Origin of the sequence: Anaeromassilibacillus sp. An250 (genome assembly GCF_002159845.1) — a bacterium.
Classification (GTDB): domain Bacteria; phylum Bacillota; class Clostridia; order Oscillospirales; family Acutalibacteraceae; genus Anaeromassilibacillus; species Anaeromassilibacillus stercoravium.
The window spans coordinates 33,961-59,132 of the sequence record NZ_NFJK01000021.1; the positions used below are offsets into that span (position 1 = coordinate 33,961).

21 protein-coding genes are annotated in these 25,172 nt (G+C 54.3%); 5 read left to right on the forward strand and 16 right to left on the reverse strand.

What is annotated here, in order from left to right:
- Positions 1 to 59 precede the first annotated feature (59 nt).
- From B5F54_RS14960 to B5F54_RS17770, 14 genes are all read right to left on the reverse strand, one after another.
- Positions 60 to 1,481: a hypothetical protein gene (locus tag B5F54_RS14960; protein WP_087169855.1), complete on the reverse strand. Its 1,422-nt coding sequence runs from the start codon at positions 1,479 to 1,481 to the stop codon at positions 60 to 62.
- A 96-nt stretch (positions 1,482 to 1,577) separates the two neighbouring features.
- On the reverse strand, positions 1,578 to 2,687 hold the full coding sequence (locus B5F54_RS14965) for a hypothetical protein (protein ID WP_087235031.1): 1,110 nt from the start codon (positions 2,685 to 2,687) through the stop codon (positions 1,578 to 1,580).
- 74 nt (positions 2,688 to 2,761) lie between these two features.
- Positions 2,762 to 4,114 (reverse strand): hypothetical protein, encoded by a 1,353-nt coding sequence (locus B5F54_RS14970; protein WP_087235032.1) that lies wholly within the window; start codon positions 4,112 to 4,114, stop codon positions 2,762 to 2,764.
- Complete coding sequence (locus B5F54_RS14975) at positions 4,111 to 4,989, reverse strand: hypothetical protein (protein ID WP_087169852.1); 879 nt, start codon at positions 4,987 to 4,989, stop codon at positions 4,111 to 4,113. Before B5F54_RS14975 ends, B5F54_RS14970 begins: the two co-directional genes overlap by 4 nt.
- A gap of 1 nt (position 4,990) precedes the next feature.
- Positions 4,991 to 7,471 (reverse strand): tetratricopeptide repeat protein, encoded by a 2,481-nt coding sequence (locus tag B5F54_RS14980; protein ID WP_087235033.1) that lies wholly within the window; start codon positions 7,469 to 7,471, stop codon positions 4,991 to 4,993.
- 23 nt (positions 7,472 to 7,494) lie between these two features.
- The gene (locus tag B5F54_RS14985; protein ID WP_204873626.1) at positions 7,495 to 7,998 is read right to left on the reverse strand and encodes a zinc ribbon domain-containing protein; all 504 of its coding nucleotides are present in this window, start codon (positions 7,996 to 7,998) and stop codon (positions 7,495 to 7,497) included.
- A 27-nt stretch (positions 7,999 to 8,025) separates the two neighbouring features.
- Positions 8,026 to 8,379: a hypothetical protein gene (locus B5F54_RS14990; protein ID WP_087235034.1), complete on the reverse strand. Its 354-nt coding sequence runs from the start codon at positions 8,377 to 8,379 to the stop codon at positions 8,026 to 8,028.
- A 44-nt stretch (positions 8,380 to 8,423) separates the two neighbouring features.
- The gene (locus tag B5F54_RS14995; RefSeq protein ID WP_087235035.1) at positions 8,424 to 9,620 is read right to left on the reverse strand and encodes a hypothetical protein; all 1,197 of its coding nucleotides are present in this window, start codon (positions 9,618 to 9,620) and stop codon (positions 8,424 to 8,426) included.
- Positions 9,621 to 9,929: 309 nt separating this feature from the next.
- Positions 9,930 to 11,396 carry a helix-turn-helix transcriptional regulator gene (locus B5F54_RS15000; RefSeq protein WP_087235036.1) on the reverse strand — a complete coding sequence of 489 codons (1,467 nt, stop codon included), beginning with the start codon at positions 11,394 to 11,396 and terminating at the stop codon, positions 9,930 to 9,932.
- Between the two features lie 354 nt (positions 11,397 to 11,750).
- Positions 11,751 to 11,951, reverse strand: a complete 201-nt coding sequence (locus B5F54_RS15005; RefSeq protein WP_087235037.1) for an AbrB/MazE/SpoVT family DNA-binding domain-containing protein — start codon at positions 11,949 to 11,951, stop codon at positions 11,751 to 11,753.
- Between the two features lie 310 nt (positions 11,952 to 12,261).
- Positions 12,262 to 12,453, reverse strand: a complete 192-nt coding sequence (locus B5F54_RS15010; protein WP_087235038.1) for a helix-turn-helix domain-containing protein — start codon at positions 12,451 to 12,453, stop codon at positions 12,262 to 12,264.
- A complete protein-coding gene (locus tag B5F54_RS15015; protein ID WP_087235039.1) occupies positions 12,446 to 12,862 on the reverse strand; it encodes a sigma-70 family RNA polymerase sigma factor in 417 nt (138 codons plus the stop codon). Before B5F54_RS15015 ends, B5F54_RS15010 begins: the two co-directional genes overlap by 8 nt.
- Before the next feature lie 74 nt (positions 12,863 to 12,936).
- Positions 12,937 to 13,839, reverse strand: a complete 903-nt coding sequence (locus B5F54_RS15020; protein ID WP_172749766.1) for a YqaJ viral recombinase family nuclease — start codon at positions 13,837 to 13,839, stop codon at positions 12,937 to 12,939.
- Positions 13,840 to 13,841: 2 nt separating this feature from the next.
- Complete coding sequence (locus B5F54_RS17770) at positions 13,842 to 13,997, reverse strand: hypothetical protein (protein WP_158097849.1); 156 nt, start codon at positions 13,995 to 13,997, stop codon at positions 13,842 to 13,844.
- A 681-nt stretch (positions 13,998 to 14,678) separates the two neighbouring features.
- On the opposite strand from B5F54_RS17770, the gene B5F54_RS15035 reads away from it, so the two are divergent.
- The 4 genes from B5F54_RS15035 to B5F54_RS15050 all read left to right on the forward strand — a co-directional run bounded on the left by B5F54_RS15035 (position 14,679) and on the right by B5F54_RS15050 (position 18,024).
- The gene (locus B5F54_RS15035) at positions 14,679 to 14,879 is read left to right on the forward strand and encodes an excisionase (RefSeq protein WP_087235043.1); all 201 of its coding nucleotides are present in this window, start codon (positions 14,679 to 14,681) and stop codon (positions 14,877 to 14,879) included.
- 103 nt (positions 14,880 to 14,982) lie between these two features.
- On the forward strand, positions 14,983 to 16,224 hold the full coding sequence (locus tag B5F54_RS15040; RefSeq protein WP_087235044.1) for a tyrosine-type recombinase/integrase: 1,242 nt from the start codon (positions 14,983 to 14,985) through the stop codon (positions 16,222 to 16,224).
- A 74-nt stretch (positions 16,225 to 16,298) separates the two neighbouring features.
- The gene (ychF, locus tag B5F54_RS15045; RefSeq protein ID WP_087235045.1) at positions 16,299 to 17,393 is read left to right on the forward strand and encodes a redox-regulated ATPase YchF; all 1,095 of its coding nucleotides are present in this window, start codon (positions 16,299 to 16,301) and stop codon (positions 17,391 to 17,393) included.
- Positions 17,386 to 18,024 (forward strand): GNAT family N-acetyltransferase, encoded by a 639-nt coding sequence (locus B5F54_RS15050; RefSeq protein ID WP_087235046.1) that lies wholly within the window; start codon positions 17,386 to 17,388, stop codon positions 18,022 to 18,024. The genes ychF and B5F54_RS15050 overlap by 8 nt, the downstream gene beginning before the upstream one ends.
- A 97-nt stretch (positions 18,025 to 18,121) precedes the next feature.
- On the opposite strand, the gene B5F54_RS15055 is transcribed toward B5F54_RS15050, so the two are convergent.
- Positions 18,122 to 18,349, reverse strand: a complete 228-nt coding sequence (locus B5F54_RS15055) for a helix-turn-helix transcriptional regulator (RefSeq protein ID WP_442856132.1) — start codon at positions 18,347 to 18,349, stop codon at positions 18,122 to 18,124.
- The gene (locus tag B5F54_RS15060; protein ID WP_087235048.1) at positions 18,346 to 18,741 is read right to left on the reverse strand and encodes a hypothetical protein; all 396 of its coding nucleotides are present in this window, start codon (positions 18,739 to 18,741) and stop codon (positions 18,346 to 18,348) included. The genes B5F54_RS15055 and B5F54_RS15060 overlap by 4 nt, the downstream gene beginning before the upstream one ends.
- 477 nt (positions 18,742 to 19,218) lie before the next feature.
- On the opposite strand from B5F54_RS15060, the gene B5F54_RS15070 reads away from it, so the two are divergent.
- Positions 19,219 to 25,172 (forward strand): cadherin-like beta sandwich domain-containing protein (locus B5F54_RS15070; RefSeq protein ID WP_087235050.1); only part of this gene is annotated, 5,954 nt, incomplete at its 3' end.

The following is a 25,172-nucleotide window of genomic DNA, read 5'->3' on the forward strand; positions in this document are numbered from 1 at the left end:
CCAGGACGGTCAGACACAGGAGAACGGGAATGAATAAACTCCATTTTGGTTTTCTGCAGTCACTCATCGCGGCCCACATCCTTTCCTTCTGTTTTTTCTAAAGCCTTTTTCCTGCGAACCAAAACGAAAAAAGCCAGTGTCACTACTGCGGCTAAGAAAATGGCGGCGGCAATGGAGAGCACTGTCCATCCGTTTTCATACTCTTCCGGCAGATCTGCCGGCGGGGAAATGGATTCCCCGTCAGCCGGGTCGACGGGATCTACATTTTCCCTTCCGGCTGAAACGGCGGCGGCATCTCCAGATGGGGATATCTGAATCACATCATTTGTGCAGTAATAACTATACATACCTGTTTTTTCAATTTCAGGCCGATAATCCTCCGGAACCGCGCTTTGATCGGTGGTGAGGTTCCTTAGACCGTCCACAGGAACTACAAGCTTTGCAGGTGCCGTCTCGCCGCTCCATGCATCTGTGATTGGGATTTCCATGATGCTCCGATAGACGGAATACATGTACTCCTTAGGATACTCTTCGCTTTCTTCCAAACCGTCCGTGCCCCAAAAGAATATTTCTCCATCCTTTTCAATGGCCCCCATGCTGGATAACTCAGACTGTCTTAGGGTCATCATTTTGTTTTCAGGGTCTTTGGTGTATTCCTCCGGCCATCTGTCTTGACGGAGGGTAGCGACGCTGACAGCGAGATACTCATTTCCACTTGGAAGCCCGGCGGCAGGGATCAGTTCAAAAATATCCACCTGCCCTTCGGTAATGACCTCATCAGGCTCAAGAACCCGGATACCATAGAGCCGATTATCGCCTTTTTTGGAAGCAAGTTCAACGTCGGCGGTGTATTCGCTTTCCTTTATGACTGTTTCTCCAAGCCAGGCCTCTTCTTCCATGCCGGAGTCATCTGTCAGAATTGGTTCTGCTGCCAGCTTGCCCTGCAAGGGAAAACTGCTGGAAATAGAACCCACAAACGCTGCGGAATAATATTCGGCGTCGGAACCTCTATATGCTGTCAGCGTAGCTTCCGGACCGATTTTGAGAACGCCTTTCGTCCCTTCTGCCATAAACCGTATCGCAATGGGGGATTTCTTGGTCTCATTGATAATCAGCGAACCGTCCCCGATGATTTCCAAGCTTCCACCCCATCCGAATCCCCACACAACAAGAGCGGAAATATGGTTTTCCCCAACTAACTTCAGCTTCAAATCATCTCCCATTTCATTGGTGTTCAAACTGGTGTTCGGGTGATTGTAGTTGGTCAGCGTGATGGTGTTGGTCTCACGATCATAGGCCGCTCCCGCTACTTCGACAGCCGGCTCGCTGCTGCTGAATAGAAGCTGCGCTTCTTCTCCTTGAATCAGTTGAATCCAGGCGCTGCTCCATTCTCCGGAAGACGGTCCGTTTTCCGCGAATGCCGCTACGGGCAATCCAGCAGCGATGCAAATGGTCAGCAACACTGCAATCAGTCTCTTCATGAGCTCTCCTCCTTTTTCCGGCTTTGCCGGGGATAAAGCTGGACAGGATACAATGGCATGGTATCCCGATGTTTGTATGGTTCTGATAGTCTCATCCTATTTATGAGATGATGCTTTTTTTCTGCGTGCAAGGAGGATAAAAGCCGTAACCCCTGCTGCAACTGCTGCGGCAACAATCAGCCCAACCGCCATATAGGAAGTTTCGCCGTCATCCTTTTCCGGTTCGGGTTCCTCTGCCTGCGGACTATCCGGTGAGACTGGTTCTTCAGAGCCGTTGCCGTCGGACGCCTGAGCGGAGGTTTCCGGGGTTTTGCCTTCCATAGAAGCAGTTCCAGACGCTTCAGACTGCGGGCTATCCGAGGAAGCGGCTACCGGCACAAAGGGCTTGTCGGATCCTAGGATAGCGATCCGCCCCAGGGAAGGGGCTTCAAAAATCAAAGCGTCGCCCTCGGAAACGGTTTCAAGAGGCTCCGGCTCCTCGCCGAGATAAACCGCCTGATGATGGCTTTGGCTTTTCAGATGATCATTTAAGGGGATGCGGATCTCTATCGGAATGTCCCCCAGCTCCAGCCGTCTGCCGCTTTGCCGGATCGAAATCTCATAGACCGATAAAAGCCCTGGCAGCTGGGCTTCCAGTCCGGGATCGGCGCAGAGCAGGCTTTCCGCCGCCATTGTATCGGCATAGAGCTCTGCATCCTCCGATAAATCCGCTTGGAGGGAGACGGACACGCCGTTATCCGGAAAGGTGAGTTCCACCTTCCCGGAGCCAGCCGCAGCAGGGGCCGGCCCGTCTGCTTCCGGGCCGCTGGAGGCCCAGGGCCCCCAGTCCCCAACATCGGCTACCATATATTGGCCGTCCGGATCCCCGACGATCATAATCCACCGGGCACGCACCCGGATGGTGTATTCCTCCTGCGGCAGGGTCACGGTATCGGATGAGAAAAAGACATAGGGCTGGATCTCCGACGTCTGGTTTTCCAACACCTCGCCTTCGAGAAGCAGATGAGCCTCGTACTCGAAACTGTCGCTGGAACCGGCGTTTTCCGGCTTATCCCACTGCACTTGATTTTTGTAGCCTGACCAGCGGGGATTGCCGGGTATATATTCTTCCGCAGCCAAAGCAGGCTGGGCAAGCGCTGGGAGCGTGATGCAAAGCGCCAGTGCCATTCCCCATATCCGCTTTTTCCATGTAGCCCGAATCTTCATGGCACACTAGATCCTCCTTTTTTACTGTAAGGCGCGGGAAGAGGCTGTCTCCCCGCGCCTCTTGTTTCCTGCTCTCAGTTCAGTACTGCGCCGCCCCACTCGACCGCCTCAAAGCCGCTACGGTCCATGGGAACGATTTCCGGCTCGGGAACCGCGCCGCCCTCGTACCGGACAAAGCCAAACCACAGGCGGAATATGTTGTCCGGCTGGACCGAGAAGCGGACCGGCATTTCCGCATCCACCCCTTCGGTGAGCAGTGGATACATCACATAATCTACGCCGGGCTCCAGGTAATCCGTCCAGTATTCGATAAAGTCCAGAATTTCCTGCTCGTTGAAGCCATAAGCCTCCAGCACCCGGCGGTAGGTCTGCTCCCGCTGCTCCGCCTTCACCACAAAGCCCTCGTCCAGGCGGAAAATGGAGGGATCTGCCAGGCTTTCGTAGAACAGGAAGCCATATTTGCCGCCTGCATCCTCCAACGTGCCGTCCGGATGGGCGGTAACTGTCCATCCGTCCCCATACAGCGGGTCGGACACGGTCAGCAGCTCCGGCCGGTCAAAGGTGACGGTGATCTGCGTCTCTGCTTCGGGGTACAGGTAGATGTTGGGCTTTTTGACCTCCACTCCCCTGGGGGTCATGGAGGAGGGATCCTGATTCATGGAGTTGAGCCGGTCCAGAAGGGCCTGAGCCTCGGCTTCCTTGCCCGCGGCGATCAGCTCGGCGTACCGCTGGTACAGCTGGGCGATCCTCCAGTCCTGCCAGTTCTGGCCTTGGACATCATCGAAGGCGTTGAAATCCCCCGCAAGGGACTCATACCCGTTATCGCGGATGTTCCGGATATAGGCGTCCCCGTCCCCGCCGAACAACTCGGTGATCCCCCAGTTCATGTCGATGGTCATCTGATCCATGAAATCAATAATGGGATGCTTGTTCTCGGCGATATAGTCCACCACCGGCTGGGACTGGATCACCCCCTGGGTCACCTCTGCGGCGGTACCGATCCGCTCTGCGCCGGGATGCTTGACCATCTCCGATGTGGCGCCGATTCCGGTTAGGATATTATCGATAAATTCCATCCCGGGGGAAATATTGGCGTAGGGGCTGCTGCCCGGGGTCATATCCTCCACCGCTTCGGTCAGGGTGGAAATCTTTTCCACCCCATTCTGGAATCGCTTGGCCCCCCGCCGGACAGCGGCAGAGCTGGGGGTCTGGCTTGGACTTTCCCCCCGGGGTCTGGTCCAGTTCTGGATCGTCTCCTCGGTTAGCATGAGATAAACGCCTCCGGCGGCGTCGGAGCCGGAGGGCCGGTAGCCCTCAAAACTGCTGGGCAGCGACCCGGAGGGCGGGTCGTCGGCGTAGACCGGCGTTATGGCGGCCGACGCCGCGATGATCGCCGCCAGGGCAAAAGGCATCCATTTTCTTCTCATTGCAGTTTTCCCTCCTTTTTCGTAAATTCCGTGTATTCCGCTATGGTCTGGGAGAGCGCCTGGTCCTTTCCGTCGTCCAGTTCCGTCGCCTGATCCAGATAGGTCAGGGCCAGGGGGTAGTTCCCCCGGATGCAGTTGGCCACCCCCAGATAACAGTTGGTGTAGGGATTCTCGGGGTTCAGTTCGTAGGCCCGGCCGAGGAAGAAAAAGATGGTAGGCAGGACATAATCCATATCGCGTGCAGTCACTTCGTCCAGTATGCTAATCCCTCGCATCAGGTTGGCGGTCTCCCACTGGGGATAGGCGTACACGGCATCCAGCCAGTTGTTTCGGAAGCCTACATCGCTTCCCATTTGGCGGCACAGCTCGCCGTACTGGAGGAAATACTCCTGGCTTCCTTTGTCGGCCACTTTCTTCAGAGCTGCCTCTGCCCCGGCCGGATCTCCAGCCACGAGGCAACACTGGGCCAGGAGCAGATGTACCGTGTCGTCCGCCGGGAGGAACTCCGGCGCGCCGTTTTCCGCAATATCCTTTTCACGTCCGGCAGTGTATTCCGCCGCCAGTCGATCGCCTTCAATCAGATCACCTGAGAGCGCCGCCTCCGTCAGTTGTGCAATCAGCGGGTTCTCAGCTGGGCTTTCTTCGGACAGTCCGGACGCTGGAAAAAGAAGTCCCGTTCCGGCCGCAACTGCAATCAACAGTACGCATCCTGCCGTCGCCAGCTTTTTCTGGGGATACCTGCGCCGCAGCACTGCCAGGGCCGCGGCCCCAGCCGCCAGGGCCATGCCGAGGATCCCCCCCAGCAGACTTCCCTTCAGGAAAACAGTGCAGCACAGAAACAGAATAAACACAAGGATCGATATGGTCATCATCATTTCAGTTCCCTCCCTGCGCAAGCTGTCCTCGGACCCGTTCCAGCGCAAAACCCGCGTGAACGGACACCCCGGTCCAATCTCCGGTATGGCTGCTGCCGATTTTCGGCATGATGTCCAGACTGATCTGGAACGCCTGCTGGGCGTTTTGCAGATCTCCCAGTTCCTCATAACAGGCGCCCAGGGCGTACCAGATGTAATGTTCGTCTGGTTGCTGAGCCAAAGCCGCAGTGTATTCCCGGATTGCCTCTTCATACCGGTCCACTCCATTGAGAACCATCCCCCGGATATAGTGGGGGAAGCCGGCTTCCTCCTTCATGGAGATGAGGGCGTCCGCCAGCTCCAGCGCCCTTTCTCCCTCGGGATCCTCCCATCGATAATAACCCAGATCCACCACCGTATTGTCTGTGGATGCGGCGAAGGCCTGGATATAGGCGTTGAGGTATTCGTTCTCCTGGATCTGCTTCAGCTGCTCCTCCGGCAGCTCGTGGTAACAGGCGGCGCCGGGGAACCTGTCGCTCATTGCATACCAACTGTCCTCCACCGTGAGGTAGCTGACGAACTGATAGAGCATATAATCGGCGTAAGGGTCATCGCTCTCTTTGGCGATATCCGACAGGCGTACTCCATAGTCCGCCACCGCCGGGTAGTCGTCCAGCAGCATGGCGGCCCTGCCGGCATAGCTGAGGGCTATAAAGCTGTCAGGATCCTCCTTCAATGCCGCCTCTGCCAGCTCCAGGCACTCCTCTCCCTGGGCCAGCATAAAATAGCCGTACATAGCCTGTTCGGTAAGGAAGGGGTCACCTGTTTCCTCTGCGGCCCGCTGAGCGTAGGCGGCCCCCTTTGCGGTGTCCCCCAGCTTCAGATAGATACCGGTAAGCTTCTTCATGTGGGCCAAACGCTCATCCTCACTGTCCTCAGCCATAAGCTCCTCCCGGTAGAGGGTATCGTATCGGTCGACACAGGCGAGGATCTCAGAGGATTGCGAGGATCCCGGGACAACCGGATACCCGTCCAGCATGTAAAGGACCAGGTACTGGTAGGCGATCTCTTCCGGGAAATCCTCTGCCAGCCCCATAGTCCGATGCATGATATCGTTGTCCACTCCGCTTTCTCCGACGCTATCTCCCGCCTGAGCCCAGGAGATCAGGTCCGCGCAATTATACTGCACCTCCACCTGCGCCCGGCCGGCCAGAAGCCGTTCCACGGCGCTGGGGGAGAGTCCTGTTTCCTCTTGTGCGGCGCCGCTGTAAATCTGGGCCGCCGCCAGCTGCACCACAGCATCCTGCTGGAGTTCTTTTTGCGCATCGGACAGCTCTTCGGCCTGCCGATATGCCTCCAGCAGCCGGAAGCACAGGGCCGATGTGATCTTTCCCTGCCGGTACTGTTCCTCCAGCAAAGTAAGTTCATTCGCTCCGGCAGTTATATTGACCAGCTGCGCTAGGGTCTCGTTGCGGGTGTGTGCACTGGCATGGAGAGAACCAAAGTGTCCTCCTTCCGCATACTGCTCCAGCGCGTCCAGCGTTTCCAGATAATCTACATACTCCTTTCGGGCAGAGAGATAATCCCCTGCCGAAAGATAGGACTGTGCGGCGGAGAGCTGCTGCTCCATGCTGGCCAGGAAGCCGGTAGACCCGGCCTCCGTGGTGGTAGGAAGGGCTCCCCACAGCAGTGTGAGCGCCAGAACAAGGCAGGAGAGGGCCGGGCGAAACCAGCCGCTTTTCCATACCGGCGATTTGGGAGGCGGGGCTGCGGATGCGTCGTCTTCTCCGGAAGGCTTCTGCGCGCTGGGCATTTCAGTTGGCAAACCAGTGGCCAGGGGCCGTCTGGAAGCGGCGGCGAGGATCCCGGTCAGCACAGCCCATTGGACAATGGCCGAGACCAGCCTGGCCAGCCCGGCGGCGAATACGCTGTCGCCCGCTGGCTGGAGCAGAGCGACCGCTGAGCTCAGCATCGCAGAACCCATGAACAGCCCGACCATGATCACTGCGGAGAAGATGGCTGAAACAGACACACCTTTCGCTCTCTTTTCACCTGTAACCGTTTCCACCACATGAAAAAGAAGCATAGACGTCAATACAGAAGCGGTCGCATTGATCAAAACAGCGGGAATCCAGACGCTCCAAAGGTTTTGGAACATCGGCGCAAGGTAGGTTTGGAGCAGCGACAGCAGCAATTCCCGGCCGTAAAATACGGCGAGCAGAGGAAGAATCCCGCTGAACAATAGCCGGAAAGGGAACCTCTTATCAGGCCGGGCTGACCGGGCTGCAGCCAACACAAAGGCCGCGCCGCCCAATATCCCGGCAGAATCCGCAAGGAACAGGGTCAACACATCCAGCGAATGTTTTTCTATGTAGAGCAAGGCTGTTTTCAAAAGAAAGGGAAGCAAAAGCTGGCAGCAAAGCCCGCCGAACAGCCATTTTGCCCAGCCGCTTTGATATGCGTCAGCCAACGTTCGTATCAGTCGTTGTTTTTCTTCTTTCAAGGCAAAGCCTCCTTTCAGTGGAGTCATTGTTCATCTGGCCGAGGGGCTTGTTCCGGCTGAGAAAGAGCCGTGCCGCATTCCGGGCAGAATTTCACTCCCGGTTCCGCAGCCGCCCCGCATTGTGGGCATACAGCAGGGGACTCTGCCACCAGTTTTGTTCCACATTGCCGGCAAAATTTTGTTCCCGCTGTGTTCTCTGTCCCGCAGGATGGGCAAACAGGACCTGCCGAGGCCGTCGTGACAGCCTGCGCTGCTTCCGCCGCGCGGATTCGGTCAATCTCCAACTGTGCATGTGCAGCCTCATCGTAATGCGCTTTGGCCGACTGACAGGCCTCCAGTATCTCTGGCTCTATCTGGCCGCCGGAAAGAAATTGGCCATAATAATACTCACCGATTTTTCTCAGCTCTGTTTCCGCAAGAGCCTTTTCCGATGTAATTTTTCCGTTCAACTTGCTCATCGCAATCGCTTCGTTGGTTTTATCCCCCAAATTTTTTGCCAAGCTGCCTAACTTATCCAGAAACGCCATAACAATACTCCTCTCTTATGATTTTGTTTATCTGACAGAGCCGTTTTCCGGCTCATGATTCAGTCTTTCGACGGGTCGATTCATTAAAAGCTCGTTTTCGAGATACTGTACGATCTGATCCGACATAGCGGCCATCGTCCGTTCTTTTCCCTGTTCAGACAATCCCCCGCATGGCTGCAGCAACGCGACCTTCAGCTCGGTTCCTACCTCCTTTTCCTCGGCAGAAATAGAAAAGACGCTGATATTTCCATACACCTTTGCCCTGGCCACGATCGCGTCTTCTTTCTTGTGATAGGAAATGCTCTCTTCATCCAACACATCGTAGATCGCCATCAGCACATACCGCCTCACATAGGGAAGGATCCGTTTTACATTTTCCATATCATCGCCTCCTTTTTTCTTTATCGGTTCTCTATTTGTGGCTGTCATTCGATATATCCGCTGATGGGTTCCAGATACATCGAGTCTTCTGAGACCAGCTGATACCGGTCGCCATGATACCCGTCGCTCCAGCCGTTTTCCGCTTTGTAGATTTCCCCGGTTTCGGTATCGCAGATACGCTCGTATCCGAGGGTTGCATCGCTTTGCTTTTGACTGATGATATCCTGACTGGTGTTTCGGTTTTCCCAGGAGGACATGATCCCGTCTAGCACCTCGTTTGCATTCCGGCTGAACTCCATAGCCCGCGCGACGGTTTCAGTTCCGGCCTGTTTTACGGCATTTACATAGCTTTCAGAATATTCTAGGCTCCTTGCGCACTCCGTAAGGATGTCGATCCATTCCAGAAAAGAATCTTTCACGGCAGTTACAGCCATCACATTATAGGCCATATAATAGCCGCCATCCGCCGATGGGATCTGATATCCTACTGGTGGCCCCGCCGCAATCTCAGCACTTCCGAAATCCACCACTGACGCGGCAAACATGCCCTCACCCTCTTTTCCTCCTTCGGTAAAGGTAGCCCGTAGAATCTCATCGTTCAGTGCGTAAGCACTCAAACCGCCGGTTGACGGGAAACGCTCGGTGACAGCAAATCCTTCAAACCGGGGGAAGGTATAGCCAGTATAACCCGGCTCAGCCTGCACAGCAAAATCTGCATACTGCGGAAAAATTTTAAAAAAGTTCTCAGTAGAGGGGGTTGACAGGACTGGCGCCAGGGCAAATATCTGCATTCCGGGGACGCCTGAAATCCCGGAATAATAAGCCCAGGCGTCCTTTCCCTCCTGACTGTGGAGCAAAGCATCTGCCTTCAGCAGCACGAAAATCTGGTTGAGAGGCTCAGCAGGATCCTGGACCCGGATGGAGTGATACATGCCTGTGCCGCCGCTCGTTACCGTCCATCCCTTGGGGATTTGCAAACTGAAATCTGCTGTTTCATACAGCTCCAGTTCGACCGATTTGGCTGCTGTTGGCGTGACGGCGATCTCGTCCTTCGATGAAGATAAAGCTTCCTCCGAAGGAGGGGTATCTGGTTCTGTGTCCGAAGGATGGGTTTCCAATTTGGAATCCGAAGAGATCTGAGACTGCGCAAGGTCTCCAGCTTCTCCGCATCCGGAAAGGGTAGTCAGAAAAACTGCTGCCACTAGTAGAAGTATAAATTTTGTCCGCCTCAACTTTTTCATACCATAAGTCCTCCTGATCCATACAAACGCTTTAGATAGAAACGTAAAATTTGCTGAAATAGTGATTTCACAGGATTGTTTTACATCTTTATATCCACTCCTTCCGGTTTCTTGTTTGCAGAAAACTTCTGCGCAAATAAAATAGCGCCGCATCAGAAATTCTGACACAGCGCTATACTGCTTTTCAGATCTCCGCGCCAGTCCCTTAAACAGAGAATAGCATGGAGTATCCTAAAATATAAGGTTACATTCATCTCTTTTTTTGTTTTTATGCTGTTTTTTCTGAGATAACAAGGGGTTACATTTGTCTCAAGCCCTAAAATCCGGGCTTTTTTCAAGGGCGGCGTCTTCTTTTTCCGGAATCCACTCATAATAAAATTGCAACAGGCCGATTCGGCTTTTGGTACCTGTTTTTTCATTGAGACTGCTAATATGGCGGTACAGTACGGGTCTTGAGATCGCCATCTGCTGCGCGATATCCTGCACACTGCTATCGGAAACCAGAAGATACTGCAGAACATCCTGCTCTCGGTCGGTCAATGAAAAAAGACTTGCAAAGGAAGAAAACTTTTCTTTTGGCGTGTATCCTGTTGCCGGGGCCTCGGGCGGGGCCAATGCCGTATGGGATCTAGTCGTATAGGCAAACATCAGAATACTGACAGCAACAAACAACACCAGCATGAAGATGACCAGTGTGAGGTTTCTGCCTGAAAGGAGCAGAGTTACTGAGCTGTTGGTAACCAGCGCCGCCACAAGGTTATTCACCGCCCGTCCCATGCCTGCCCAGAGAGCTGGTATACGCATGCAAGCCGCAAATTCTAAAAAGCTAGTGGTAAAAAACACAACAAAAAATCCGGAAGCTATATAGGCGATCACTACTCCGGTCAAAAATGGGCCGCCCCACCGAAGTATTATCACACACAGAACAGAGAATACCATTACGCAGTACATCATAAGCGTCATGTATTTTCTGTTCCGAATATCAAAGAGAAAGCCTGCCGCCAGGCCGCTCAGCGCCAGCAGAATGCGGGGCCATTGCCCGATATCCATTGCGCCTGCAGCATGGCCTAAGGTGATTGCGTTGTCCAATGTGCTGAATACGCAGGCCATCAGGGCCACTAGAAAGACCAGGAGTAAGCCCGTCGTTATTTTTTTCTGTATTGGGCCGTTTGTTTTCTCCAACGCTTTAGATAAAGTTTTCTCTTCACCCATCAATTCCACGCGAAAAACATGCCTCGTCCGTATAAACAGAACGCTCAGCACTGCTAGAAAAACAGAAAGAATGACCGCTTCGGCAATTTCTATGTTGATTAAGTTGTTATTGATATATTGCAGAAGAATACCGCCCGCATAGGCAAAACCCACCAGCCGGGCCAGTGTTCGCTCCCCATGGATGGTACAGACAGCCAAATAGTGAGCCGAACTGCCGAAAAGCCCCATCAGAAAAAACAAAATCAACCCTGCTGTTAGGGTAATGGCGTATGAGATATGTTGCTGGATTAGAAAAATGCAGATGATGGAGACCAGAACGGTAGAAAAGGTAAGTAGGGCTTTGAACCGTTCATGAACCGCCCGATTCAAAACCGGATACAAGATAAATCCCAAAACGCTGATACCGAGTGCGTAATTTTGAGCAATCACTGTCTGATCCTCACCAACCATACGAGACATCATATTGACATAAAGATACTCCACGCCTAAAAAGACGAATGTAAATATGCTCAACAGCAATATGGCATTGATGGATGCTGGTGTTCTCAATCCCCTTGTCTTCATAGATTCTCCTTCACTTTATGCAATACGCATGGTCTCATCACACACTCTCTTATATTCACCATTATAGGAGATATAGGCTGTATATTGTTAACGCCCATTAGGAAGAGGGTGATATTATATTCATCAAACTCCACTTACGGAGAGATCACAAGTTAGTGTTATAAAACGATGAAGCAGTTGTAACTTCCACCGGAATTACTTGTTTACATGGATATATGGATATATGGTACAAGATATTCTGTCAGATACAGAAATATTTTTATCTCTCAGAAATGCCGACTAATATACCAACACCATTAAAAACAAACAAAAAGCATGACTCATAGAATCTTATTCGCCCTTTTCTTCATCTGCTTATGTTTCAAAAATAGTGGCCGCAAATTGAGCAAATGCACTTTTGGGCGGGATAGCCAACCCTCTGCTTTCGTCTCCCAAAATCATCAGTGTATCTCCTGGATTTATTTTGAAAATCTCTCGGGCTTGCTTAGGAATTACGATTTGTCCTTTTTCACCAACCGTCACAGTCCATGCATATTTTCCTTCCGACTTTTCCATGTTCAGTTCTCCTCCGTGAAACAAGTATGATTTGTATAATTAATTATACTTCGTAAAGAGCTTAAAGTCAATATAGCACTGTTGAAAAAGCATCTTTACAAATATGCGGATGTGAAAAAATTGACCAACATTTTAAATAGGGTACAGTTAAATAACACTTTTGATAAAGCTAGACACTGCTTTGTATTTGTGTGCTTGCTTGAAAACTGGCAGTGACAGTCATGTTTTCAGGGATGCCAAAAACAGAAATTCAATACAGGGAAAAAGGTCCCCAGAGTCTGGGGGCCTTTTTCATTACACTGAATTAGATTCAGATTTTGATTGTTTGGATGCAGCGGAAAAGGGTCAAGCTCAATTCTTGAAACAGATCTTCATCCATATCCATTCTTCCGTTGATAATGGATTCCTTTAGCAGCAATGGCCGGTACATTGCAAGAATTTCCTCAAAGGCGGCTTGGTCATTCTCCTTTGCTCGGAGTAGCAGTGTTTTGAAATCAGTCATGCATAGCATCCCCTTTCATCATGCGCCGCAGTTTTAATATCAACCGGTAGTAGGAGTTGGAGACCGCCTTATAGCTGACGCCGAGATTTTTGGACAGCTCAATGAAGCTCCGCTCATCAAGAAGCCGCGCCAGCAAAATATGTCGTTCCCAATCCTTGATCTGCAGCAGCGCCTGTAAAAGCAATGGATTTTCAATTTGTTCCATCAAGGGCAGCCCCTCATCCAAGTTGAATTCTGCGTACGTTTCAACCTCCGCTCCGCAACGCTCAAGAAATTCCATAGCACGCCTATGGGCTTTGAGCTTATTCATGTACGCAGCTTTTCGATTAGCAACCGCAGTAATCAAATAAGCGGTGAATTTGTTCTGTATAATATTCGCCTCGCTGGCACCATCATTTCTATGCCACATAATGTATCCTCCATTTCTTCTAAGTCTTTCGGGAACTCAGAAGAAAGGGGGATCACGGCAGTGAACGCGGTGTCTTACGGTGTCCCATTCACATCGCAGGTAGCGGAGCAGCCGGCCCCCAGTTCGGCTACAATCAATCCTTTCATGCGCTGTAATTCCTGGTCAATCTGTTCAACAGAGGCCTCGACCTCGCTCTTGGCCTGCTGCAACTCCAGAAAACGCAGCAGATAATGGGAAGACTGTCCGGTCAAAGCAATCGGGGGCAGATCTGTATTGGCTGGTCCAAAATGCCGGCGCACACTCTCGATGATGAGATCGCCCTCTTCGATATAGGGCGGCGGCACCTGACGCAGAACATGATTGTTCCAAAAATCTTCTTCCAACGCGATCATCTCGGCCTCATACTCCAAATCTCTGTCCAGCTCGCGGACAATCAGATAGTTCTCGCTGTTCCCATGCAGGCAGGCGTAGAACATCTTGTTGATGTGCATGACCGGCATATAGTGTCGGCCCTGGAGCTGATAGTTGAGGGGAACGGTTGGTTTGTCGCCATCCCACCATTTCTCTGTAGCGTCCGGACTGGTCGTTTTACATTCCAAAATGGCAAAACTTCCATCTGGCAGTTGGACAAAAAAATCTACATCCGCAAGCATAAAAGAATGCTCACGGCTGCGGAACATTTTCCGGATTTTGAAGACACGGTATCCTGTGACTTCTGCGAACATCTCAGCCACGACATCTTCCAGCAGGGTACCGATCTTTTTCTGGTACTTGTTTGCCTCATCATCGTAAAAGGAGGCGATGCTCAGCTTGTCATAGTAGATATCCCGCGCAGTCCCAAAGGGTGAGATGCCGAGAATTGCTGCAACATCGCTGCCGCCGATTCCGGTCTTGCGGTATGCAAGCCATTCATCTCTGGGGAGATCTGTGGTATCGGTGATGACGATGGGCTCATATGGAAGTATGATGTCCGGCAAGATCAACACTCCTTTCTTTCTACACTGCGGCGATAAGGCCGCATCACTTTTGGAAACGGTCTGTAGTTTCCCCCTTTCTTGCGAGTTCTGACATTCCCTTTTACCACCGCACCCCGGCGGAAAGGCGTGTCAAAAAACTTCTTCTTGTACTTCATCATTCTGCGTTCCACCTTTCTGTATTGATATATTCCAAACACCTCGCGGCATTTTGGACAATAAAAAAAGCGAGAACAACGATCTCCTTGCCATTTGGCACTGGCGTTCACATCGCTGTGAACCATCGTCATTCTCGCTGAAATTAGGGGGCAAAACCCCGCAAAAACAAAAAAGCCAGCAAAATAGCCGCTTATGAGCATGACTATCCTACTGACGCATACAAACTTGAACTGCGTGTGCAATGCAGATTGCTCCGCGTTTCTCTCCTATCGGATTGAAAGCCCAATACAGGCGCGCACAAAAATCAATTACACATACACTCTAACACAATATACGGTATTGGTCAAGTCAAAATCTCCTGTATATAGTATGTTTTAAAAAAGTCAAGGTTGATTTGGGGAATATGGCGAAGCAATTCTCTTTTTATAAGGCAAAAGGACCCGCCCAGGCGATCCTTTTGCTTTTTTGGTACCTTGACAATTTCATAGCCCCCCATCAGAGGTTATACAGGAGCTGCGGACAGCAGGCCATGACGCCAACAGGCCGAGCCTGCCCGCAGCCGAAATGCCGCATAGCGGCAGCCTGCAAATACGCGGCTGAAAGAATGGCGCAGGAAATGGGCTGGTGGGGGAACATCTCATATTTTAAGGAACGGCTTCTATCTCTTGGAAAGGAGAGCTTATATGGAATATGAAAAAATACCAATTCATCTGAAGATGACCTTAACGATAAAAGAAGCGGCTGAGTATAGCAATATCGGTATAAACAAAATCGAAAAAATGCTTCGGGAACCGAATTGTCCATTTGTTCTCTATGTTGGCACCAAAAAGTTGGTAAAACGAAAAGAATTTGAAGAATTTATCAGCAAAAAGTTGATTATTTGATGGCAGCGGCTCGCGGAGTTTTCCTTGAGAAATAATAGCCTTTGTGATACAATCAAGTTGTTGCATTGGCTCTTTTTCTCGTGGCAGGAAAGGAGTTCACCGAATGGGAAAAAATTTGAAAGGAAAAGAATGCGGAAAAGGCATTTGCCAAAGAAAGGATGGTCAATACTACGCGAGATTTGTAGATAGAAGCGGGAAACGCCGGGATGGATATTTTGCCACACTTCCCGATGCGCGGAATTGGCTGGAAGATGCTCGCTATCAGGATAAACACGGAAAGCCGATCACATCTCCTGATATGACGGTGGACGAGTGGTTTGAGTTTTGGCAGGCAGAACTTCTCCAAGGGTTATCCCCCAACACCAAACGGAATTATAGAGATCGCTATGTGCATAACATCAAACCAGTTATGGGGGATATGCGGCTCGTTGATGTGAAGCCTATGCACTGCAAAATTGTGCTGAACCGTATGGAGAAAAAATATGCCGGCTCCACGATCCGTCAAGCCTATATTGCCATGGGAACCATGTTTAAGGCGGCCAAAATGAATCACATGATTGACGCACACCCGATGGATGGTGTACGATACACCAAGCCTGTCCGGGCGGCGGATGACATTCATTTTCTCACCATCGAGGAACAGGAAAGGTTTCTGAACGCGGCACGAAGCACCCATAATTTTTATCAGTACGCGCTTATTTTAGAAACCGGACTGAGGACAGGCGAAATGATTGGCTTGACTTGGGATGCGATTGACTGGAAGAAGCGGACGCTTACCGTCAACAAAACCTTGGAGTATCGGCACAAGCAGGGGCATTGGCGGGCGGGTCCACCTAAAACCGTGTCCAGTTACCGAACCATCCCGTTGACGGAACGGGCTTATGATATTTTGAAGGCCGTTCATGCCACCCGCAACTTCCGCAAACAGGCGCCGCTATTGTCTGAAACCTTAACCTACATTGACCGCCGAACCGGTAAGGAGATGAAGTTCTTTCTGGGAGATCTGGTATTCATCAACTTCCGAACCGGCGAGCCGAGCAAGAACAGCAGTTATGATACCCACCTCTATAAGATTTGTGATGAGAACGGGATCGAGCGGTTCTGTATGCACGCCCTGCGGCACACCTATGCCACCCGCGCCATCGAACGCGGGATGCCTCCCAAGACACTTCAAAAACTTTTGGGGCATGCCAGCATTAAAACTACCATGGACCGGTATGTTCATGTAACCGAAGAATCCTTGGTGGCGGGAGTGCGGCAGTTTGAGCAGGGCGATCCAGCAAACACCCAACTGGAGCAAACTTCAGCGGGTGACAACACCAAGAAATCAGATAGCGCGGCCTAAATGGTGTAGAAATGGTGTATGAGCCATCTCCTAAAGGCCGCAAACCCTTGAAAATAAAGGAGATGTGGAGATATATGAAATTAGGTATTGTGGGCTTGCCGAACGTCGGCAAAAGCACCCTGTTTAACGCGATTACCAATGCGGGCGCACAGTCCGCAAACTATCCATTCTGCACCATTGAGCCGAATATCGGCGTGGTGGCTGTCCCCGACCAGCGGCTGGACAAGCTCGCGGAGATGTACCATCCGGAAAAATACACGCCCGCAACCATTGAATTTGTGGACATCGCCGGGCTGGTGCGCGGCGCCAGCAAGGGCGAGGGCCTGGGAAATAAGTTCCTCGCCAATATCCGCGAGGTGGACGCCATTGTGCATGTCGTGCGCTGCTTTGTCAACGACGACATCGTCCATGTCGAGGGAAGCATCGACCCGAAGCGCGATATTGAAACCATCAACCTGGAATTGATCCTCTCCGATATGGAGGTGCTCGACCGCCGCATCGAAAAGACGCAGAAGATGCTCAAGGCGGATAAGAAATACCAGGAGGAACTCGACTTTTTCAAGCGGGTCCGCGAAGCGCTGGACGAGGGCAAGTCCGCGCGCAGCGTGGAATGCACCCCGGAGGAGGCGGAGCTGCTCTCCACGGTGTCGCTGCTGACCAACAAGCCGGTCATCTATGCCGCCAATGTGAGCGAAAACGACTTCAAGGGCGGCATTGAGAACAACGCCTATTTCCACCAGGTGAAGGAGATTGCAGACAGCGAACACGCCGGCGTGCTGCCGATCTGCGCGGAGATCGAGGCGGAGATCGCGGGGATGGACCCGGAGGAGAAGGAGATGTTCCTTGCGGACATGGGCCTGCAGGAGTCCGGCCTGGACCGCCTCATCAACGCCTGCTATTCCCTCTTGGGATTGATTTCCTACTTGACCGCCGGGCAGCCGGAGGTGCGCGCCTGGACCATCAAGAAGGGCACGAAGGCGCCCCAGGCGGCCGGCAAGATCCACAGCGACTTTGAGCGCGGCTTTATCCGCGCGGAGGTTATTTCGTTTGACGACCTGATGGCGTGCGGCAGCATGGCCGCGGCAAAGGAGAAGGGCCTGGTCCGCTCCGAAGGAAAGGACTACGTGATGAAGGATGGGGACATCGTCCTGTTCCGGTTCAATGTCTAACCCAGGCAAAGGCGTGTGCTGCATCCGGCAGGCCCGGCCGGAGGATGCGGCCGTCCTCGCGGGGATCTATGCGCCCTATGTGCGGGACACCGCGATCACCTTTGAATACGATCCGCCGGACGCCGCGGAGTTTGCCCGGCGCATCCGGAAAACGCAGGAGCAATTCCCCTATCTGGTCTGCGAGGTGGACGGGAAGCCGCAGGCGTATGCATATGCGTCCCATTTCCACGAGCGCGCGGCGTTCCAGTGGGACGCGGAGCTGAGCGTCTACGTGGCCGCGTGTGCGCAGCAACGGGGGATTGGGCGGGCGCTGTATACCTGCCTGATCGCGTTCCTGCAAGAGCAGGGGTATTCCACCCTTTACGCGCTGATTACCGTGCCAAACGATAACAGCGAGCGGCTGCATGCGAAGCTGGGGTTTGAGCGGGCCGCCCTCTATCCCCGCACAGGCTACAAGTTTGGGCAGTGGCGGGATATGATCGTGATGGAAAAGCGGCTGTCGCCCCCCTTTGCTCCCCCAGAGCCGCCGCATGCGTTTTCCACCCTTCCGGCCGCATTTGTGGAAAACGTGCTGCGGGAAGAAGCCGCAAAATGCAACGCAAAAACAGAGGCCGGGAACCCGCAGCGGTAAAAGCGGCTTGGCTTTATAAAAAAGAGATGCAACCCCCTGCCAGAGGGAACATGCCCCTGGCAGGGGGTTACTTGCTGTATGTGGGCCGCATAACGCTTCAAGCCCGGCCCTTTTTTTCGGGTTCCTCGGTGAAAACGAAGATGTCTTCCACCGTGGTGTGGAAAACCTTTGCGATGTCCATGGCCAGCTTCAGGGAGGGGTTGTACTGCCCCCGCTCCAAGCGCCCGATGGTCTCCCGCCGGACGTCCACCAGGCGCGCCAGCTCGCTCTGTTCCATGTGGCGCTCCATGCGGAGCTCCCGGATCTTTGTCTTGAGCATGGTCAACCTCCAAAGCGTTCCAGCGCGAGGAACAGCGAGCTGCGCCCCAGCCAAAGCAGCACAAAGCCCAGGGCCAGGTCGTACGATGCAATCGCGAAGTCCCCGGCAAACACTGTGCACGCCAACACAACGCCCGCCAGGACATACAGCAGGTTGCAGATGATCGAGTTGGCTTGCCGCTCGTTTTTGACCGCGCGCTCATCCATCTTTTCCCGGGGAAGGAATGCCACCAGCAGGGTGCCAATGATGACCACGACGGCCACACAGAGGGCTGCCACGCGGAGCCAGGTAGGTTTTTCAAAGGGCCATTTTCCCAGCAGCAGGAAGCACAGGATCAGCGCGCCGCCCATGACGTCCAGCTGTTTGGCGCGGGTGATGGACAATTCCGGAAGTTTCATAGGGGATTCTCCTCTCCGTGTGATATATTTGTATCTTATGTGATAAATATATCACTTCAGTGCGGCATTGTCAAGCGCTATTTCGGATTTTATGGATGGGACAGTGGGCGGGGTATCTCTAACATTTGAATCGTTTTTTCACTTTAATAATTTGTATTCATGAATACATAAAAATGTCAGAAATAGATAGGGTTCCCTTTTAAAGCGGCGAAAACAATAAAAGTTATGCGAACAATTCATGAATTTTCAGTTGAAATATTGACAAGGGAGGGGAACTATGTTTTAATATGTTTACTAAGTTCATTGGAATAAGTATTAAATTGGTATTGCTTTACAATGGGATGAACGACCATTGCAAAGGCCGGAATCGCCTTCTTTCCGGCAAGGGTTTTGAAAGGGGGATGCAAGGAGAAGGCACGGTGGAAGAGAAAGGTTCCAATGGGGAACAAGGAAGATTGTCATTTTAGGAGGAGAAAAATGTTTCAGGTGAAACGGAGGGCGACCGCGCTTTTGCTGGCCGCTCTGATGGCAACATCTGGATCGGGCGCTGTTGGGATGGCGGCGGATTACTCCGCGCGCGGGTCCCTGGACAGCGGCGCCGTGTGGGAACTGGGGGACACCCAGGTCACCGGCTCGCTGCATGCAGCACCGGCCGAGGCAGACCTTGAGCAGGAAGGCCCGCTGGGATGGATCCATTTCAGCGACAAAACCCTGGAAAACTGCCCGCAGAAGGACGGGGACAACGGCATCACCAATGTCGAGCTGTCCGGCACGCTGGCGCAGATCGCCGGGGATACCGCAACCGATTTCCGCTATACGGACGCGCCGGAGGGCAACACCAAAGGCCAGGTCATCAACGGGACGGGCGGCCGCGTGTCGTTTCACGTCCCGGCCAGCACGGAACCGCGCTATCTGCGCGTCTATACCGGCTCTTGGGCGTCCGAAATCACGCTGCGCGTCTCCATCAACGGGGAGGAGCAGTACACCCGTTCCTTTGGAAAGCGGAACACAACGTCCGGAGCGGACTGCTATGTATCTTGGATTACGTATCAGACCGAATCTGAAGAGGATGAGGTCACGGTGACCGCTGAAATTACCGACGTCTACGACAGCAGCGGCAGCGGCAACATGAGCATCCAGGCAATCGCCCTGACCGACGAGGCGTTCCCGGAGGAGGAGCAGCTCGTGACGGGCCAGGTGCTTGATGCGCCCGAGACGGCAAACCTCTCCAAGCAGGGCGGGCTCGATTGGGTCCAGCTTGATCAGACCGATTTTGGCGCGTTCAACCGCAAGGATACCGAGGACCCCATGATCGGCGGCCCGGAGTTGATCGGCGAGCAGGACTATGTCGCCACAAACACCCAGACAAACTTTGTGTTTTTGGACGGCATTTCGCCCATACAGTCCGTTGAGGACGACAACCACAAGGGCCTGGTGTTCACCGGCGAGGGCAACGGCTTGGAGTTCACGCTTCCGGCCAGCAAGGAAGAGCGTTATGTAAACATCTATACAGGCGCATGGGCCGCGGACATCACGGCGGAAGTCTATGTCAATGATGAACGCGTCTATGCAGAGACCTATGGCAGCGCCGACACCACCGCGGGCACCCCCGCAGACTACAAGATGCTCCAGCTGTCCTACAGCTGTGCGGATGAGGGCGATGAGGTGCGCGTCCGGATGGTGGTTTCCAGGGCATACGACAGCCAGTGGGGCAATATGTCCGTCTCCGCCATCACCCTGAACGATGCATTGGTGGAGGATACCGGTTCCGTTGCGGCGGGCAAGGTTTCCACCGCGCCGGTTTCCGCAGACCTAACCAGCGAGGGCAACATCGACTGGGCTTATTTCAACAATGCCAGCTTTGCGGATTACAACCGGAAAAATGTGGAGGAATCCCAGATCACCAACGTGACCCCGGTTGGCGAGCAGCAGAGCAGCCCGGTGATCCGCGACGCCAAGACCGCGTACGTCTATACGGACGGCGTGGACCCGGAGACGGAGGAAGGCGCCCACAACGGCTTTGTCTTTGTCAAAGAGGGCAGCGGCGTCACCTTTAACGTGCCCGGCGGCCCGGATCTGAAGTACCTGAACGTCTACACGGGCGAATGGGCGTCCGACATCACGCTGGAGCTATTGGTCAACGGCGAAGTTGAATACAGCGCCACCTATGGCAGCAGCGTCACGACCGCGGGCACCCCCGCTGTGTGCAACGTCGCCCGCCTCCAGTATTATACGCCCAGCGAGGACGACGAGGTCGAGGTGCGCGTGCTGATCTCCCATGGCTATGACGTAAACTGGGGCAACATGAGCATCCAGGCGGTCACGCTTTCCGATACCGCCCCCGTCAGCCTGGACGAAAAGATCACAACGGACGAGTGGGAAATCGACCACACCGGCGGCCAGATCCAGTCCATGAAGACCCTGATCGACGGCGAGATGTACACCATCCCGATGCGCACGGACGACCGCGGCGGGTTTATCTGGAAGTACAACGGCCGCCAGATTGCGATGACCTCCGGCGACCCAGCGGAGGACGGCAGCATCACGTATACCGGCCGTTCCCGCAGCTCCAACGAGGACCTGACCTTCACGCTGCGGTATTCCGTGGACGAACAGAAGCAGCTTGTGGTGACCGCTTCGGTGACCAACAATAAGGATACCGAACAGCCGGTGGACAAGCTCTCCCTGAACCTGGGCTTCAACACCTATCTGGAGAGCTATCCGCAGTACAACGACCAGCTCTTCCCCACGCTCCTGCGCTGCGAGAAGACGCATCTCTGGGGGTACCTTTCCACCCCGTCCGGCCGCCTGATGACCATTGCGACCGACGCGCCCGTGGCCTCCTATACCCTGGACTATGAATGGGGTGCGCACCGCATCTATACGGCGTCCCTGGACGTCTTGCAGTCCGGCGAGCTGCCGGAGCGCCATCCGGAGGGGATGGACCACCTCGCAGCCAACGAGACCAAGACCTGGAACGTCTATCTGAAGCCGGTCGAGAATTTGAATGCGATCGACGAGGTCAAACCCACCATCTCCAACAACACCATGCTCCCGACCATCGACGCAGACCGCTACACCATGGCGGAAAATGAGGTTTCCCAGGTGACCATCTACTCCCAGTCCCCGCTGAAGGACGGCGTGGTCACGATCGTCGATGAGGACGGGAACGAGACGCCCCTGGCCGTGACGGACAACGGCGACAACACCTATTCCTGCACCTTCGAGGCGGAGGGCAAGGCAGAGGGCGTCTATAAGCTCTGGGCCGAGAACGAAGCCGGCTATAAATCGGAAGGCATGTTTACCATCCGGATGCCGTGGTCCTGGTACACGAAGATGGCCCGCAAAGCAGCGGTTGAAGCGCCGCAGAAGGCGACCTCCCATACAGAGTCCTGGTATGGCCTGTACTCGGCGTACATCGCCAAGAGATACTTCCCGGACGAGGAGCTGGACATGGCGATCGACGAGAAGTTCGAAGAAATCTATCCCCTGATGTACGACGTGACGACCGACCTGCCGACCTCCTGGCAGAGCCGTATCCAGAACCATTCCGGTATGCTGGGCGTCTTTGTCGATAAATACCAGAGCTCCGGCAATATGAGCGACCTGGAGAGCGCCGTCCATCTGGCGGACTTCCTGCTCACCACGCAGGGCGAGAGCGGCGGCTATTACAACGGCAGCACGGATTACACCTCCGTCATCTATCCCGCAAAGTCCATCATGGAATTGATCTATGTGGAAAAGGACCTCATGAACGATGAGAGCCTCTCCGAAGAAGACCGCGCAACCTGGGCGGAGCGCTACGAGCGCCATTTCGCTTCCGTGACCCGCGCCATGGACAACCTGGTCAACTTGGACGGCCACTTCGAGACCGAGGGCCAGCAGACCTTTGAGGACGGCGCAAACTCCTGCTCGGCGACCCAGCTCAGCGAATTTGCCCTGATGTTCCCGGAGGGGTCTGCGGAGCGCGAAAAGTATACGAACGCAGCGCTCAAGATCATGAATTACCACACCTCACACCAGCAGTCCATCATCCCGGATTCCCGCATGAACGGCGGCACCCTGCGTTTCTGGGAAGCCCAGTATGACGTAGAGATGCAGCTCACCGGCGATTCCCCGAACATGATGAACTCGCCGCACGGCTGGTCCGCATGGAACATCTATGCGCTGTTCAACCTGTATGAACTGACCGGCGACCAGCAGTACCTGGAGCGCGGCATGAACGCCATGGGCTCCTGCGCACAGCTGATGGGCTTCGACGGCACCCTCCGCTGGGCGTTCATCGCAGACCCGTACCGCAACACCGGCCTGTGGGTCAAGGATGAAGAAGCTTCCCACGACGATGTGATCGTCGGCAAGCATGTCAACACGGTCATCGGCGAAGAGTACGTCGATATGATCTCCTACTGGTGGAGAGCACCGAAGAACACCTGGGTGCCGGGCTACACCGCCATGGGCGGCGCTGTCACACAGGGCGCGGCGTGCGACAACGACGTGCACGAGGTGTTCAAGGCATTGGGCGAAGTCGCCCTGACCAAGGCATATGTCTTCCAGAAGGACGACGGCGCCTATGAAGCGTACAACTGCACCGTGGAAGAGACGGACGGCGGCCTGGTGATCACGCCGGCGGAAGACGTCGTCTCCAACGTCAGCGTGCAGGTCAACCAGGACACCAACGTCACCGTGAAATTCTACAACGGCGACCTGTCCACAACGGTTTCCGCGGGCCTGCCGCAGTGGGTTTCCACGGAAGAGAACGCAGCAGACTTTGAGAATGGCGATAAGGATTCCAGCCTGAGCAGCCTGACCGTGAGCAACGGCGAGCTGAGCCCGTCCTTCCAGGCGGATGTGCTGGAATACACCGTGGACATCGGCGCACAGGCGGGCACGGTGGACATCACCCCGACGGCGAACAGCGAACACGCGGTCGTCTATGTCAACGGCACCCGCGTCCTTCCGGGCGAGAGCTACACCGTGACCATGGACAGCGCTATGCAGGAAAAGACCATCCCGATCGTTGTCAAATCGCAGTACCAGGCGACCGAAACCAATTATACGGTGACGGTTTCCACCATGGGCGATTATGAGAACGTGGCGCGCAAGGCGTCGAACGTCACCGCGACCCGCATCCAGGGCCCGGCGACCAACCCGATGAGCCTGATCGACGGACACCACGGCCTGGATGGTTCGACCACGACCCACCTCACCGTCGCGCCCGACGGCACGCCGGACAACTTCATCACCCTTTCCTGGGACGAGCCGCAGAGCTTCCAGCACGTTTCCGTTTGGACCTTCTACGGGGCGAAACAGGGCCCGACCAGATGGGATTACCAGATCACCCGGGACGGCACAACCTGGGAGACCATCGCGGAAGATGTGACGGTGGAATGGAAGTACGAAGACAAGACGCACGAGAATTATGTGGTCTCGCTGGACGAGCCGGTCACGGGCGTGGTCGGCCTGCGGATGGTGCTGAAAGAGGGCCTGCACGCCTGGGGCAACACCTGCATCAACGAGATTGAGGTATTTCATAAGATAGACACCGAGCCGGAAGAGCAGAACCTGACGGCGACCTACAACAATAAAGACGTCACCCTGACGGTGAATGGCGAGCCGCAAAAGATCGCGGATCTGCTCGGCAAGTTCGAGATGAAAGACGTCGCAGACGGCACGGAAGCCGAATTGACCTTTGCGCCGCGCGTGGAAGGCAAGAACTTCCGCTCCGTGAGCATCAACGGCGGCGAACCGCAGCTCATCAGCGGCGATTCCTACACCTACACGGCGACGGTCGAAAACGGTTCCATTGCTCTGGACTTCGTCTTCGAAGTGACGGACAAGCGCATCCTGGAAGAAACCTACAACTATGCGAAGACCTACGTGGACGACGGCACCGTCGATTCGCTGGTCACCGCGGCAAAGGAAGCCTTCATGGAGGCTTACAACGCGGCGGCAGCGGTATTGGCCGACGACGCAGCAACCCAGGCGCAGATCGATGCGGCTTGGAGCGGCCTGCTGAACGCCATCCACTATCTGGACTTCCAGGCGGGCGACGCGAGCGCGCTGGAAGAACTGTATAACCTGCTGAGCGGCCTGGTGGAGGACGACTTCACGAGCGGCAGCTGGGCGGCATTTGCAGAAGCAATGGCGCAGGCAGCGGAAGTGATCGCAGACGGCGAGCCGCTGGAAGCGGATGTCACGAAGGCATACGACGGCCTGCTGAACGCAGCGGAGGGCCTGGTGCGTGCCTCCGACCTCAGCAGCCTGAACGGCTTGATCGGGAAGGCGGAAGCGGTTGCGGCGGAGATCGCAGAGGGCAAGTATCTGCCGGACGGCCAGGAAGCTTTCCAGGCGGCACTCGATGCAGCAAAGGCGCTGACGAAGGACGACGCGCAGGCGACGATCGACGCGGCGGCGCAGACGCTGACCGAGGC